13 protein-coding genes are annotated in these 12,580 nt (G+C 72.4%); 8 read left to right on the top strand and 5 right to left on the bottom strand.

Annotated features, from left to right (window positions below; all coding sequences use genetic code 11):
* Window positions 1-103: 103 nt before the first annotated feature.
* The 5 genes from ACLZOT_RS47235 to ACLZOT_RS47255 all read left to right on the top strand — a co-directional run bounded on the left by ACLZOT_RS47235 (window position 104) and on the right by ACLZOT_RS47255 (window position 5,065).
* Window positions 104-883, top strand: a complete 780-nt coding sequence (locus tag ACLZOT_RS47235; protein ID WP_416975477.1) for an MHYT domain-containing protein — start codon at window positions 104-106, stop codon at window positions 881-883.
* 41 nt (window positions 884-924) lie between these two features.
* The gene (locus ACLZOT_RS47240) at window positions 925-3,441 is read left to right on the top strand and encodes a nitrate- and nitrite sensing domain-containing protein (RefSeq protein ID WP_416975478.1); all 2,517 of its coding nucleotides are present in this window, start codon (window positions 925-927) and stop codon (window positions 3,439-3,441) included.
* Window positions 3,438-3,875, top strand: a complete 438-nt coding sequence (locus ACLZOT_RS47245) for a roadblock/LC7 domain-containing protein (RefSeq protein ID WP_416975479.1) — start codon at window positions 3,438-3,440, stop codon at window positions 3,873-3,875. Before ACLZOT_RS47240 ends, ACLZOT_RS47245 begins: the two co-directional genes overlap by 4 nt.
* A gap of 8 nt (window positions 3,876-3,883) precedes the next feature.
* Window positions 3,884-4,279 (top strand): DUF742 domain-containing protein, encoded by a 396-nt coding sequence (locus ACLZOT_RS47250; RefSeq protein WP_416975480.1) that lies wholly within the window; start codon window positions 3,884-3,886, stop codon window positions 4,277-4,279.
* Window positions 4,280-4,462: 183 nt separating this feature from the next.
* Window positions 4,463-5,065, top strand: coding sequence for a GTP-binding protein (locus tag ACLZOT_RS47255; protein WP_010355426.1), 603 nt, complete (start codon window positions 4,463-4,465; stop codon window positions 5,063-5,065).
* A gap of 4 nt (window positions 5,066-5,069) precedes the next feature.
* Here the strand turns inward: ACLZOT_RS47255 and ACLZOT_RS47260 are convergent, their stop codons facing one another.
* Window positions 5,070-5,498, bottom strand: a complete 429-nt coding sequence (locus ACLZOT_RS47260; RefSeq protein WP_416975481.1) for a PPOX class F420-dependent oxidoreductase — start codon at window positions 5,496-5,498, stop codon at window positions 5,070-5,072.
* Window positions 5,499-5,602: 104 nt separating this feature from the next.
* Here ACLZOT_RS47260 and ACLZOT_RS47265 point away from each other — a divergent pair, with 104 nt between their 5' ends.
* Together ACLZOT_RS47265 and ACLZOT_RS47270 are read left to right on the top strand one after the other, a co-directional pair.
* Window positions 5,603-6,016 carry a roadblock/LC7 domain-containing protein gene (locus ACLZOT_RS47265; RefSeq protein ID WP_416975482.1) on the top strand — a complete coding sequence of 138 codons (414 nt, stop codon included), beginning with the start codon at window positions 5,603-5,605 and terminating at the stop codon, window positions 6,014-6,016.
* A 128-nt stretch (window positions 6,017-6,144) separates the two neighbouring features.
* Window positions 6,145-7,164 carry a DUF6397 family protein gene (locus ACLZOT_RS47270; protein ID WP_416975483.1) on the top strand — a complete coding sequence of 340 codons (1,020 nt, stop codon included), beginning with the start codon at window positions 6,145-6,147 and terminating at the stop codon, window positions 7,162-7,164.
* Between the two features lie 68 nt (window positions 7,165-7,232).
* Here the strand turns inward: ACLZOT_RS47270 and ACLZOT_RS47275 are convergent, their stop codons facing one another.
* Window positions 7,233-8,099, bottom strand: coding sequence for an acyl-CoA thioesterase (locus tag ACLZOT_RS47275; protein ID WP_416975484.1), 867 nt, complete (start codon window positions 8,097-8,099; stop codon window positions 7,233-7,235).
* Window positions 8,100-8,130: 31 nt separating this feature from the next.
* Complete coding sequence (locus ACLZOT_RS47280) at window positions 8,131-10,644, bottom strand: DEAD/DEAH box helicase (protein ID WP_416975485.1); 2,514 nt, start codon at window positions 10,642-10,644, stop codon at window positions 8,131-8,133.
* 145 nt (window positions 10,645-10,789) lie between these two features.
* Between ACLZOT_RS47280 and ACLZOT_RS47285 the strand changes: the two genes are divergently transcribed.
* Complete coding sequence (locus tag ACLZOT_RS47285; RefSeq protein WP_416975486.1) at window positions 10,790-11,584, top strand: metal-dependent hydrolase; 795 nt, start codon at window positions 10,790-10,792, stop codon at window positions 11,582-11,584.
* 8 nt (window positions 11,585-11,592) lie between these two features.
* Here the strand turns inward: ACLZOT_RS47285 and ACLZOT_RS47290 are convergent, their stop codons facing one another.
* Together ACLZOT_RS47290 and ACLZOT_RS47295 are read right to left on the bottom strand one after the other, a co-directional pair.
* Window positions 11,593-11,838, bottom strand: a complete 246-nt coding sequence (locus ACLZOT_RS47290) for a type B 50S ribosomal protein L31 (RefSeq protein WP_416975487.1) — start codon at window positions 11,836-11,838, stop codon at window positions 11,593-11,595.
* Window positions 11,839-11,871: 33 nt separating this feature from the next.
* A complete protein-coding gene (locus ACLZOT_RS47295) occupies window positions 11,872-12,342 on the bottom strand; it encodes a DUF5709 domain-containing protein (protein ID WP_416975488.1) in 471 nt (156 codons plus the stop codon).
* Window positions 12,343-12,580: the final 238 nt, after the last annotated feature.

Here is a 12,580-nt window from a genome sequence, read left to right on the forward strand (position 1 = left end):
CGGACGCCACCTGATCAGCTGTGCGCACATCTCCGCCAGATTGCGGCACTTTCCGAAACCTGCTCCCTTTGTGTGCCCCTGCCCCGACTAGCGTCCCTGAGCCATGGGACACCTGGACCACGCAGCCTTCGGATGGCTGACCCCCGTGCTGTCGTACGTGATGGCCTGCACCGGCGCCGCCCTCGGGCTGCGCTGCACCGTCCGCGCGCTCGCCGCCACCGGACGGTCGCGCCGCAACTGGCTCATCACCGCCGCCTCCGCCATCGGCACCGGCATCTGGACCATGCACTTCGTGGCGATGCTCGGCTTCGCCGTCAGCGGCACCGACATCCGCTACGACGTGCCGCTGACCGTCCTCAGCCTGCTCGTCGCCATGGTCGTCGTCTGCGCGGGCGTGTTCGCCGTCGGCTACGGACGCGACCGCACGCGCGCACTGCTGACCGGCGGACTCACCACCGGGGTCGGCGTCGCGAGCATGCACTACCTGGGCATGGCCGCCGTCCGGCTGCACGGCGACGTCCACTACGACCCGATGACCGTCGCCGTCTCCGTGGCCATCGCCGTCGTCGCGGCCACCGCCGCCCTGTGGGCCGCGCTCAACATCGAGTCGCCCGTCGCGGTCACCGTCGCCTCCCTCGTCATGGGAGCCGCCGTCAGCAGCATGCACTACACCGGGATGCTCGCGGTGAGCGTGCACGTCGACCCCTCCGGGGCACCCCTGTCCGGGGCCACGGCGATGCAGTTCATCTTCCCCCTCGCCGTCGGCCTCGGGTCCTACCTCTTCCTGACCTCGGCCTTCGTCGCCCTGTCGCCCACCACCCGGGAACGCGAGGCGTCCGCATCCGCCCAGCGGGCCGTGGAACCCGTCGGCCACCGCGCCTGACCGGGACCGAGCCCCCCGACCCACCGCCCAGCGAGGAGTCCATGCGTACCCCCAGGAAGGCCACCGCGGCCGGCACCGAGCCGCCGCCCCCGGTGCGCGGCCGCCGCGCCCACGCCGGACCGCCCGCCGACGAGTACCGGCAGGGCCCCGAGGCCACGACGGACGGCGTGCCCCCGCGCGCGGAACGCTGGCGAATACGCCCCCGCACCGTCCGCGCCAAGATCGTCTGCCTGCTGATGGTCCCCGTCGTCTCCCTGCTGGCCCTCTGGGCGTACGCCACCGTCACCACCGCCCAGGACGTCTCCCGGCTGCGCCAGATCCAGCACGTCGACTCCCAGGTCCGCGCCCCCGTCGCCGACGCCGTCGCCGCCCTCCAGGCCGAACGCGCGGCCGCCGTCCGGTACGCGACCCAGCCCCGCGCCGCACAGGGCGACACCCTGCGCCGGCTCGCCTCGGCCACGGACCGCGCGGTCGCCCGGCTGCGGCTCGGCGACGACAGCACCGTCGCCGACGCCCAGGAACTGCCCGCCGGAGTCGCCCAGCGCCTCGACGCGTTCGTCACCGGCGCCGAACAGCTGCGGACCCTGCGCGGCGCGGTCCTCGGCGGGAAGGCCGACTGGTCACAGGCGTACGCGCGCTACACCCGGACCGTCTCCGACGCGTTCGCCGTGGGCGGCGCCCTCACCGGCATCCAGGACGCCGAACTCGGCTCCGACGCGCGCGTGCTGCTCGAGTTCTCCCGCGCCGCCGAAGCCCTCGCCCAGGAGGACGCCGTCCTCGCGGGCGCGCGCCGGGTGGGCCGCCTCGACACCGAGCGGATGCGTATGTTCGGCGGCGCCGCCGAGACCCGCCGCACCCTCACCGAGGCCGCCGTCACCGACCTGCGCGGCCCCGAACGCGCCGCCTGGCGCGCACTGGCCCAGGACGACGCCTACACCGCCCTGACCGCCGCCGAGAACCGCGTCCTCGCGAACGCCCCCGGCGAACGGGCCCTCGCCGCCGCGCCGGAGGCCGCCTGGAACGCCGCCCACGCGCGCGTGCAGAGCGGGATGCGCGCCATCGAGACGGACGCCGGACACGAGGTCGTCCGCCGCGCCGACCCCTTCACACGCGGGCTGCTCACCCCGGCCGGCGCCGCCGTCCTGCTCGGCCTCGCCGCCGTCGTCGCCTCGCTCGTCATCTCCGTACGCATCGGGCGCGGCCTCGTCGTCGAACTCGTCAGCCTGCGCAACGGCGCCCTGGAGATCGCCCGCCGCAAACTCCCCGAGGCCATGCGCAGGCTGCGCGCGGGCGAGGAGATCGACGTCCGCGCGGAGGCCCCGTCAGGACCCCGCACCGAGGACGAGACCGGGCAGGTCGCCGAGGCCCTCACCACCGTCCACCGCGCCGCCCTCAGGGCCGCCGTGGAGCGCGCCGAACTCGCCAGCGGCATCTCCGGCGTCTTCGTCAACCTCGCACGCCGCAGCCAGGTCCTGGTGCACCGTCAGCTGAGCCTCCTGGACAGCATGGAGCGCCGCTCCGACGACCCGAACGAACTCAGCGACCTCTTCCGCCTCGACCACCTCACCACCCGCATGCGGCGCCACGCGGAAAGCCTGATCATCCTCTCCGGCGCCGCGCCCGGCCGGGCCTGGCGGATGCCCGTCCCGCTCACCGACGTGGTGCGCGCCGCCGTCTCCGAGGTCGAGGACTACGCGCGCGTGGAGGTGCGCCAGCTCCCCGCCGCGTCCGTCGCGGGCGCCGCCGTCGCCGACCTCACCCACCTCCTCGCCGAACTCGTCGAGAACGCCGCCCAGTTCTCGCCCCCGCACACGCGCGTACGGGTCACCGGCGAACCCGTCGGCAACGGGTACGCCGTCGAGGTCGAGGACCGGGGCCTCGGCATGGGCGACGAGGCCCTCGCGCGCGCCAACCGGCGCATCACCCAGTCGGAGGCGCTCGACCTGTTCGACAGTGACCGCCTGGGCCTGTTCGTCGTCAGCAGGCTCGCCGCCCGCCACGGCATCAAGGTCCACCTGCGCACCTCCCCCTACGGCGGCACCACAGCCGTCGTCCTGCTGCCCACCGCCCTCCTGGACACCGGCAAGCCGGAACGTTCCGCCCAGGAAGCGGCGCGGGCCGCCGTACCGGAACACGCCGGTGAACCCGCGTACGCGCGCGTGCCCGGCGAGCGGGAACACGAAGCCGTGACCGCGCCCGCCGACCGCCCCGCCCTGATCGCCCCGGCACCCGTCCCCGCCCAGGCGCACGCCTCCGGGCCCCCGCCCCCCGGCGTCACCCCCCTGCGCCTGCACCGCCCCCCGGAGCCCGAGGAGCCCCCGGCGGAAGCCGACGACGACCTCCCGCGCCGGGTGCGGCAGGCGAGCCTCGTCCCCCAACTGCGCGGCCCGCGCGCGGAGGAACCGCAGCGCCCGCACACCCCGCGCGACGACGGACGCACCCCCGAGGTCGTCCGCGACCGCATGGCCGCCTACCGCGCGGGCTGGGCCCGCGGCGGCGGCAGACAGCCCGGCCGAGCGGCCGGGCCGCGAACCGGCAGCGAAGGAGACCCCGCATGATCCAGGACCCCGGCACGAGGCCGTCCCAGCGGTCGGGGGAACTCGACTGGCTGCTGGACGACCTGGTGATGCGCGTCGGCGAGGTACGGCACGCGGTCGTGCTGTCCAACGACGGCCTCGCCGTGGGCGCCTCCACGGACCTCGGCCGTGAGGACGCCGAACACCTCGCCGCCGTCTCCTCCGGCTTCCACAGCCTCGCCAAGGGCGCGGGACGGCACTTCGGGGCCGGCACGGTGCGCCAGACCATGGTCGAGATGGACGACGGCTTCCTCTTCGTCGCCGCCGCCGGGGACGGCTCCTGCCTCGCCGTCCTGACCGCCGCCACCGCCGACATCGGCCTCGTCGCCTACGAGATGGCCCGCCTGGTCAAACGCGTCGGCGAACACCTCCACACCCCGCCCCGCGTCACCGCGCGCCCGCCCGCCGCCGGATGAGACCCCCGATGACCGACCAGCCGACCAGCGCCCAGTGGTACGACAACGACGCCGGACCCCTGGTGCGGCCGTACGCCATGACCGGCGGACGCACCCGGCCGGGGCCCACCGGAGTCCGCTTCGACCTCATCGCCCTCGTCACCCTCGACCCGGGCGCGTCCGGCGCCGAGGACGACCACGCGCTCGGCCCCGAACACCGCGCCCTGATCGACCTGTGCCGCATCGAGACGCAGTCCGTCGCGGAACTGTCCGCCGGGACCGACCTGCCCGTCGGAGTGGTCCGGGTGCTCCTCGGGGACCTGCTGGAGACGGGCCGCGTCACCGTCAGCCGCCCCGTGCCGCCCGCGCACCTGCCCGACGAAAGGATCCTGCGGGAGGTCATCGAAGGGCTGCGGGCCCTGTAGATGAACACCTGTCACCGGGCGCGCGTATACGTACGCATCTCGCGCCCCTCAGGACCTCGAAAAGAACAAGAACGGTCACAAAAGACGGATGGCGGTCGAACCGCCCGCCGAAGGACCCCGGTCGCCATCCTGCTGCCCCCGGACGACACCTCCGCACGCCGGCATCCCCGAGAGAAGTGATCCATGGCCTCCGAGCACCCCGACGCCACCGGCGAGACGGCCCCGCTGGCGCTGAAGATTCTGGTCGCCGGCGGGTTCGGCGTGGGCAAGACGACCCTCGTGGGCGCCGTCAGCGAGATCAAACCGCTGCGCACCGAGGAACTCCTCAGCGAAGCCGGACAGGCCGTCGACGACACCGACGGAGTCGACCAGAAGGTCACCACCACCGTCGCCATGGACTTCGGCCGGATCACCATCCGCTCCGGACTGTCCCTCTACCTCTTCGGCACACCCGGCCAGGACCGCTTCTGGTTCCTGTGGGACGAACTCTCCCAAGGGGCCCTCGGCGCCGTCGTCCTCGCCGACACCCGGCGCCTGGAGGACTGCTTCCCGGCCGTCGACTACTTCGAGCACCGGCACATCCCGTTCGTCGTCGCCGTCAACTGCTTCACCGGCGCACGCGCGTACGCCGCGCCCGACGTCTCCCGCGCCCTCGACCTCGACCAGGGCACCCCCGTCGTCCTGTGCGACGCCCGCGACCGCGACTCCGGCAAGGAGGTCCTCATCCGCCTCGTCGAGTACGCGGGCCGCATGCACACGGCCCGCCTCCTCGACTCCGTGAGCTGAACCGCTAGTCGGCCACCGCCTTCTGCGCCAGCACCTTCTCCACACAGACCCGCACCAGGAGTTCGCCCGGTACGCCGTTGCGGGCGCCGAACTCCTCGGCGCGGTCCTCGCCCATGTAGCGGGCGCCGATCCGGGCCGCCCAGTGCCGGACCTCGGCGAGGTCCTCGGAGATCGTCGCGCGGCCCTGGAGGACCACGTAGTCAAAAGGCGGGCGGTCGTCGTCCACGCACAGCGCGACCCGGCCGTCCCGTGCCAGGTTGCGGCCCTTCACGGTCTCCTTGCCGGTGTTGAACACCAGGTCGTCACCGTCCAGCACGAACCAGATCGGGGCCACGTGCGGACTCCCGTCGGCCCGGACCGTGGACAGCTTCGCGGTACGGGTGCCGTCCGAGACGAACGCCCGCCATTCCTCGTCGGTCATCTTCTTCGCCATGCCGCCATCCTCCTTGCTCGGGCCCCCGAAACTGCGGAAGGGTGGCGGACAAGTCCTCGCACGGGCGGGACCCAACGGGGAGATGTACGCGGGGAGAGCGAAGCATGGGGCAGAACCAGGGACTCGACTGGCTGCTGGACGACCTGACCGAACGCGTCGAACACGTACGCCACGCACTCGTCCTCACGACCGACGGACTGGTGGCCGGCGCCAGCACCGGACTGCGCCGCGAGGACGCCGAACACCTCGCCGCCGTCTCCTCCGGCCTGCACAGCCTCGCCAAGGGATCGGGACGCCACTTCGGCGCCGGCCAAGTCCGCCAGACCATGGTCGAGTTCGACGACGCCCTGCTCTTCGTGACCGCCGCCGGCACCGGCAGCTGCCTGTGCGTCCTGACCGGCGCCGAGGCCGACATGGGCCAGGTCGCCTACGAGATGACCCTCCTCGTCAGCCGCGTCGGCGAACACCTCACGATGGATGTGCGCCAACCCGAGCGAACTCCCCTCACAGAGCGCTGACCTGCCCATTTCCCGGTGTATACGAAGTTATCCACAGGCTTGGCCGCAGATCCGGCAAAACGGCTACGGTTTTTCCCGAGGACACCGCGAACGGAGCGGAGCCCGACCGACCACGGGGGAGACCGACCATGTCTCAGCACACAACAGCCCGACCACGCCCGCTCACCTGCACACCCGGCCGCGCGGCCAAGGAACTGGGCATCAAGCGCGGCGAGTTCGACTTCGCCGTCCACCTCGGACGGATCCGGAGCGTGCCGGACGAGGGAGGCGGCGGCCGCCGGATCCCGTACACCGAAGTCGAACGGCTGCGCGCCCAGCCGGGCTTCCCGGAGTCCTTCCTCGACGAGGTGCGCACCGTCGGCACCGCCGAGGCGGCGGAGCTCCTGCAGATCTCACCCGCCCGCTTCTCCCGCCTCGCCCGCCTCGGACTCGTCGTACCGGTGCGGTTCTACCTCAACCGGTACCGGGCCGTCGTCTGGCTCTACCTCGCCGAAGAACTCCGGCAGTTCGCCGACGACCCGGCCAACACGCCCATGCTCCACGGCCGGACACCCGAAAAACTGCGCGCCCGGCTCGCCGACGGCCTCGACCGCAGGGCCCGCAACTGGCGGGGCCGCCACCTCGGCTTCCTGCTCCGCCAGGCCGAGACCCCCTGGCAGCGGGCCGGCGCCGTGGTCGCCTTCCTCGACCCCGCCCACATCACCGACCTCGTCACTGACCCGTACGAGCGGGCCTACCTCAACCGCTCCCGGCCCGCCCTCCCGACCCACGGAGCCCCCGGCTCCCCCTCCGCCCGGCTCGCCGCGACCCTCATGACCGCGAACTGCCTGGACGAGATCATCTGGCTGCGCACGGACCTCGCCGAGGCACTCCAGGAAGCCCGCGCGAGCCTCACGGCCCCCACCCCGGCACCCGGCCCCGAACCACAGCCCCGGGCCGAACCCGCACTAGCCCTTGAACCCGAGCCCGCTCCCGAACCCGCACCGGCCCCCGAACCCGAGCCTGCTCCCGAACCCGCCCCCACACCTGAACCCCTGTCCGGACGCAAACTCCGGACCGAGCCCCCACCCCGCCCCCACATCCCCCACCCACGCCGCCGGCTCTCGAAGTGGCTGCGCCGCAAGGGCCGGACACGCCAGCGCACCTGACAGACCACGAGGAACCACGCGACGGTGCCGCCCCCGCCGAACGACCGGGCGCGGCACCCCGCACACCCCTACAGCGCCCGGAACAACCCCTCCTGGACGACCGACACCAGCAACCGCCCGTGCAGGTCGTAGATACGGCCCCGCGCCAGCCCCCGCCCACCCGTGGTGATCGGCGACTCCTGGTCGTACAGGAACCACTCGTCCGCCCGGAACGGCCGGTGGAACCACATCGCGTGGTCCAGGGAGGCCATGTCGAAGTTCCGCGGCCCCCACAGGGGCTCGACAGGGATACGGACGGCGTCCAGGAGGGTCATGTCACTGGCGTAGGTGAGCGCGCAGGTGTGGACCAGCGGATCGTCACCCAGCGGCCCCACCGCCCGCATCCACACCGCGCTGCGCGGCTCGGCCTCCTTCAGCTCCTGCGGGGTCCAGCGCAGCCGGTCGACGTACCGGATGTCGAACGGCTGACGCCGGGCCATCCGCTCCAACTGCTCGGGCAGCGCCCCGAGATGCTCCCGGAGTTCGTCCGCGACGGTCGGCAGCGACTCCGGGTCCGGGACCTCCCGGGCCGGCGGCAGCTGCTGCTCGAAGGGACCTTGCTCAGGCTTGTGAAAGGAGGCGGTGAGATTGAAGATCGTGCGGCCCTGCTGCACGGCGGTGACCCGCCGGGTCGTGAACGACCGGCCGTCCCGCACCCGCTCGACCTGGTACACGATCGGCACCCCGGGCCGGCCGGGACGCAGGAAGTACGCGTGCAGCGAGTGCACCGGCCGGTCCCCCTCCGTGGTCCGGCCCGCGGCGACCAGCGCCTGCCCGGCCACCTGCCCGCCGAAGACCCGCTGCAAGGACTCCTGGGGGCTGCGGCCGCGGAAGATGTTGACCTCGATCTGCTCCAGGTCGAGCAGGTCGACGAGTCTCTCGGCGGGGTTCGTCATGAGTGTGCTTCTCCTGTGCTGGTGGCTGCGCTCAGAGCTGTCCGACGGACGTGACCCGGACGACCGCGCGGCCCTCGGCGTCGGACGCCTCAAGGTCGACCTCCGCACTGATGCCCCAGTCGTGGTCGCCGTTCGGATCGTCGAAGATCTGCCGCACCCGCCACAGCCGGTTCGCCGGCTCCTCCTGGATGACGAGCAGCTTCGGCCCGCGCGCGTTCGGACCGGTGCTCAGGTCCTCGTACTCGTCCCAGTACTTGTCCATCGCCTCGCCCCACGCGTCCGCGTCCCAGCCGGACTCGCCGTCCAGCTCGCCGAGTTCGGCGACGTGGTCGAGCGCGGCCAGCTCCACCCGGCGGAACATCGCATTGCGGACCAGGACCCGGAAGGCGCGCGCGTTCAGGGTGACCGGCTTGACCTCGTCGGCCCTCTCCTGGGCCTGCTCGGCGGTCATCTCCTCCGGGTTGGCGAGCTGCTCCCACTCGTCGAGGAGGCTGGAGTCGACCTGCCGGACCATCTCGCCCAGCCACTCGATCAGATCCTGGAGGTCCTCGGACTTCAGGTCGTCGGGGACGGTGTGGTCGAGGGCCTTGTACGCGCTCGCCAGATAGCGCAGGACGATGCCCTCGGTACGCGCCAGCTCGTAGTGCGACACCAGCTCGGTGAACGACATGGCCCGCTCGAACATGTCCCGGATCACCGACTTCGGCGACAGCGGGTGGTCGCCGACCCACGGGTGGCTCTTGCGGTACGTGTCGTACGCGTGGAAGAGCAGCTCCTCCAGCGGCTTCGGGTACGTGACGTCCTGGAGACGCTCCATGCGCTCCTCGTACTCGACGCCGTCCGCCTTCATCAGGGCGACCGCCTCGCCGCGCGCCTTGTTCTGCTGGGCGGCGAGGATCTGGCGCGGGTCGTCGAGCGTGGACTCCACGACGGAGACCATGTCGAGCGCGTACGACGGCGACTCGGGGTCGAGGAGCTCGAACGCGGCGAGCGCGAACGTGGACAGCGGCTGGTTGAGCGCGAAGTCCTGCTGGAGGTCGACCGTCAGGCGCACGACGCGGCCCGTGGCGTCCGGCTCGTCGAGCTTCTCGACGATGCCGCCGTCCAGCAGCGAGCGGTAGATCGCGATCGCCCGGCGGATGTGCCGCAACTGCTGCCGGCGCGGCTCGTGGTTGTCCTCCAGGAGATGGCGCATCGCGTCGAACGCGTTGCCGGGACGGGCGATCACCGACAGCAGCATCGTGTGCGTCACCCGGAAACGCGACGCCAGCGGCTCCGGCTCCGACTCGATCAGCTTGTCGAAGGTGTTCTCCGTCCAGGCCACGAAGCCCTCCGGCGCCTTCTTGCGGACCACCTTGCGCCGCTTCTTCGGATCGTCACCGGCCTTCGCGAGCGCCTTCTCGTTCTCGATGACGTGCTCCGGCGCCTGCGCGACGACGAACCCCGCCGTGTCGAACCCGGCCCGCCCCGCGCGCCCGGCGATCTGGTGGAACTCCCGCGCGCGCAGCGTCCGCACCCGGTTCCCGTCGTACTTGGTGAGGGCCGTGAACAGCACCGTACGGATCGGGACGTTGACCCCGACACCCAGCGTGTCCGTCCCGCAGATCACCTTCAGCAGGCCGGCCTGCGCCAGCTTCTCCACCAGACGGCGGTACTTGGGCAGCATGCCCGCGTGGTGCACCCCGATGCCGTGCCGGACGTACCGCGAGAGGTTGCGGCCGAACTTGGTGGTGAAGCGGAAGTTGCCGATCAGATCGGCGATCTGCTCCTTCTCCTCCTTCGAGCACATGTTGATGCTCATCAGGGCCTGCGCCCGCTCCACCGCCTGCGCCTGCGTGAAGTGCACGATGTAGACCGGCGCCTGACGGGTGTCCAGCAGATCGGTGAGGGTCTCCGTGAGCGGCGTGTAGCGGTACTCGTAGGACAGCGGCACCGGCCGGGTCGCCGAGCGGACCACCGAGGTCGGCCGGCCGGTGCGGCGCGCGAGGTCCTTCTCGAAGAAGGAGACGTCGCCCAGCGTCGCCGACATCAGCACGAACTGCGCCTGCGGCAGCTCCAGGATCGGGATCTGCCAGGCCCAGCCCCGGTCGCCCTCCGCGTAGAAGTGGAACTCGTCCATGACGACCTGGCCGACGTCCGCGTCCTTGCCGTCGCGCAGCGCGATCGACGCGAGGACCTCGGCGGTGCAGCAGATCACCGGGGCGTCGGAGTTGACGGAGGCGTCGCCGGTCAGCATGCCGACGTTCTCCGTGCCGAAGATCTTGCACAGCTCGAAGAACTTCTCCGACACCAGCGCCTTGATGGGGGCCGTGTAGAACGTGACCTCGTCACGGGCCAGCGCCGCGAAATGGGCGGCCGCCGCGATCATGCTCTTGCCGGACCCGGTCGGCGTCGACACGATCACGTTCGCCCCGGAGACCACCTCGATCAGCGCCTCCTCCTGGTGCGGATAGAGGGTGAGACCGCGCTCCTGCGCCCAGGACTCGAAAGCCTCGTACAGGGCGTCGGGGTCGGCGGTCGGCGGCAGCAGATCGATGAGGGTCACACACCCATCTTGCCTGTCCGGACCCTTCTGAGGGGAATCGGCTGCCGGTGCGATGATCACGACCGCTACGCTGTGGCGCCGACGGAGTGTCAGGGCACCCGGTCAACTGGACAGCGGCACAAGAGGAACGGGGCGGGCGAGCGCCATGATGGGACCAGCACACTCACTGTCGGGCGCCGCCGCCTGGCTCGGCGTCGGAGCGGCCGCCGCCGCGGCGGGCCGGCCGATGCCCTGGCCGGTCGTCCTGGCCGGCGCGCTGATCTGCGCGGGCGCCGCCCTCGCCCCCGACCTCGACCACAAGGCCGCCACCATCTCGCGCGCCTTCGGGCCCGTCTCGCGCTGGCTCTGCGAGATCGTCGACAAGCTGTCGTACGCCGTCTACAAGGCGACCCGCAAGCCCGGCGACCCGCGCCGCTCGGGAGGGCACCGCACGCTGACGCACACCTGGCTGTGGGCGGTGATGATCGGCGCGGGCGCCTCGGCGCTGGCGATCATGGGCGGCCGCTGGGCGGTGCTCGCGCTCCTCTTCGTGCACATGGTGCTGGCGATCGAAGGTCTGCTGTGGCGGGCCGCCCGAGGCTCCAGCAGCGACATCCTGGTGTGGCTGCTGGCGGCGAGCAGCGCGTGGATCATCGCCGGGGTGCTGGACAAACCCGGCAACGGCGCGGACTGGCTGTTCACCGACCCGGGCCAGGAGTACCTGTGGCTGGGGCTGCCGATCGTGCTGGGCGCGCTGGTCCACGACCTCGGGGACGCGCTGACCGTCTCCGGCTGCCCGGTCCTGTGGCCCATCCCGATCGGCCGCAAGCGCTGGTACCCGATCGGGCCGCCGAAGGCGATGCGGTTCCGCGCCGGGAGCTGGGTCGAGCTGAAGGTGCTCATGCCGGTGTTCATGCTGCTGGGCGGCGTCGGCGGGGCGGCGGCCCTCAACTTCATCTGACGCCGGGCTCAGCCCTCGCCGTAGCGCCGCTCGAAGCGGGCGACGCGGCCCTCGGTGTCGAGGGTGCGGGCCTTGCCGGTGTAGAAGGGGTGGCTCTGCGAGGAGATCTCCACGTCCACCACCGGGTACGTCTCGCCGTCGTCCCACTCGATCGTCTCCGCGCTCGTCGCGGTGGAGCGGGTCAGGAAGGCGTAGCCGGCGGAGCGGTCGCGGAAGACGACCTCGTGGTAGTCGGGGTGCTGGTCCTGCTGCATCGGGTCTCCTTCGGGAAAGGTGATCGGGGGCCTTCACCCCGACAGCGCGTCCTCGTCGACGATGTGCATCGCCGCCTCCTCGGCGGAGGACGCCGCGCCGTCGATGCCGACGTCGGTGGCGATCAGGCCGCTCTCCTCGTCCTCGTGCGCGCCCTCGTCGGGAGCGACGAGACGGCCGGAGCGGACGGCGCCGACCTCGTTGTCGAGGAGTTCGCCGTCACCGCCGTCGTAGTCGCCGAGGCCGTCGCCGTCGTAGGCGGAGACGTCCGGGACCTCCTCGGCGAGCCGCTCGTCCAGGGTCTCCCCGCGCCGGGCCTCCGCCGCCGTCACGCCGGTGTGCTCCACGCCCCACGGGCGCTCCGGCGGGGACCAGCCGCGGTCCAGGGGGTCGCCGACGCCGTCCTGGTCGAGGGTGTCCTCGGCGTCCAGCAGCCCCGCGTCGTCCTGCACCTCGGACCCGTCGGGCTGGTAGACGTCGTCTCCCCATCCGTCGCCGCTGGTCACACACACCTCCAGAGGGTGGGGACGACATCCCGTCCACCGACACCCGCCGCGCGGCGGACCACACCGCGCGCGGGTACTGCCCTCCAACGTTCCACCCGCCCCCGCGCCCGCGCAACGGCAACGCCGGGGGCGAGGGGCGACGGCAGGGGGTACGGGGGCGGAGGCGCACGCCGCGGGACACCGTTCGGCTGCCCGGCGCGAGCCTCGCTCACCTGCACGTCGAGCCCCGCCGGTCCAC

Source organism: Streptomyces sp. 4F14 (assembly GCF_048159485.1).
GTDB lineage: Bacteria > Actinomycetota > Actinomycetes > Streptomycetales > Streptomycetaceae > Streptomyces.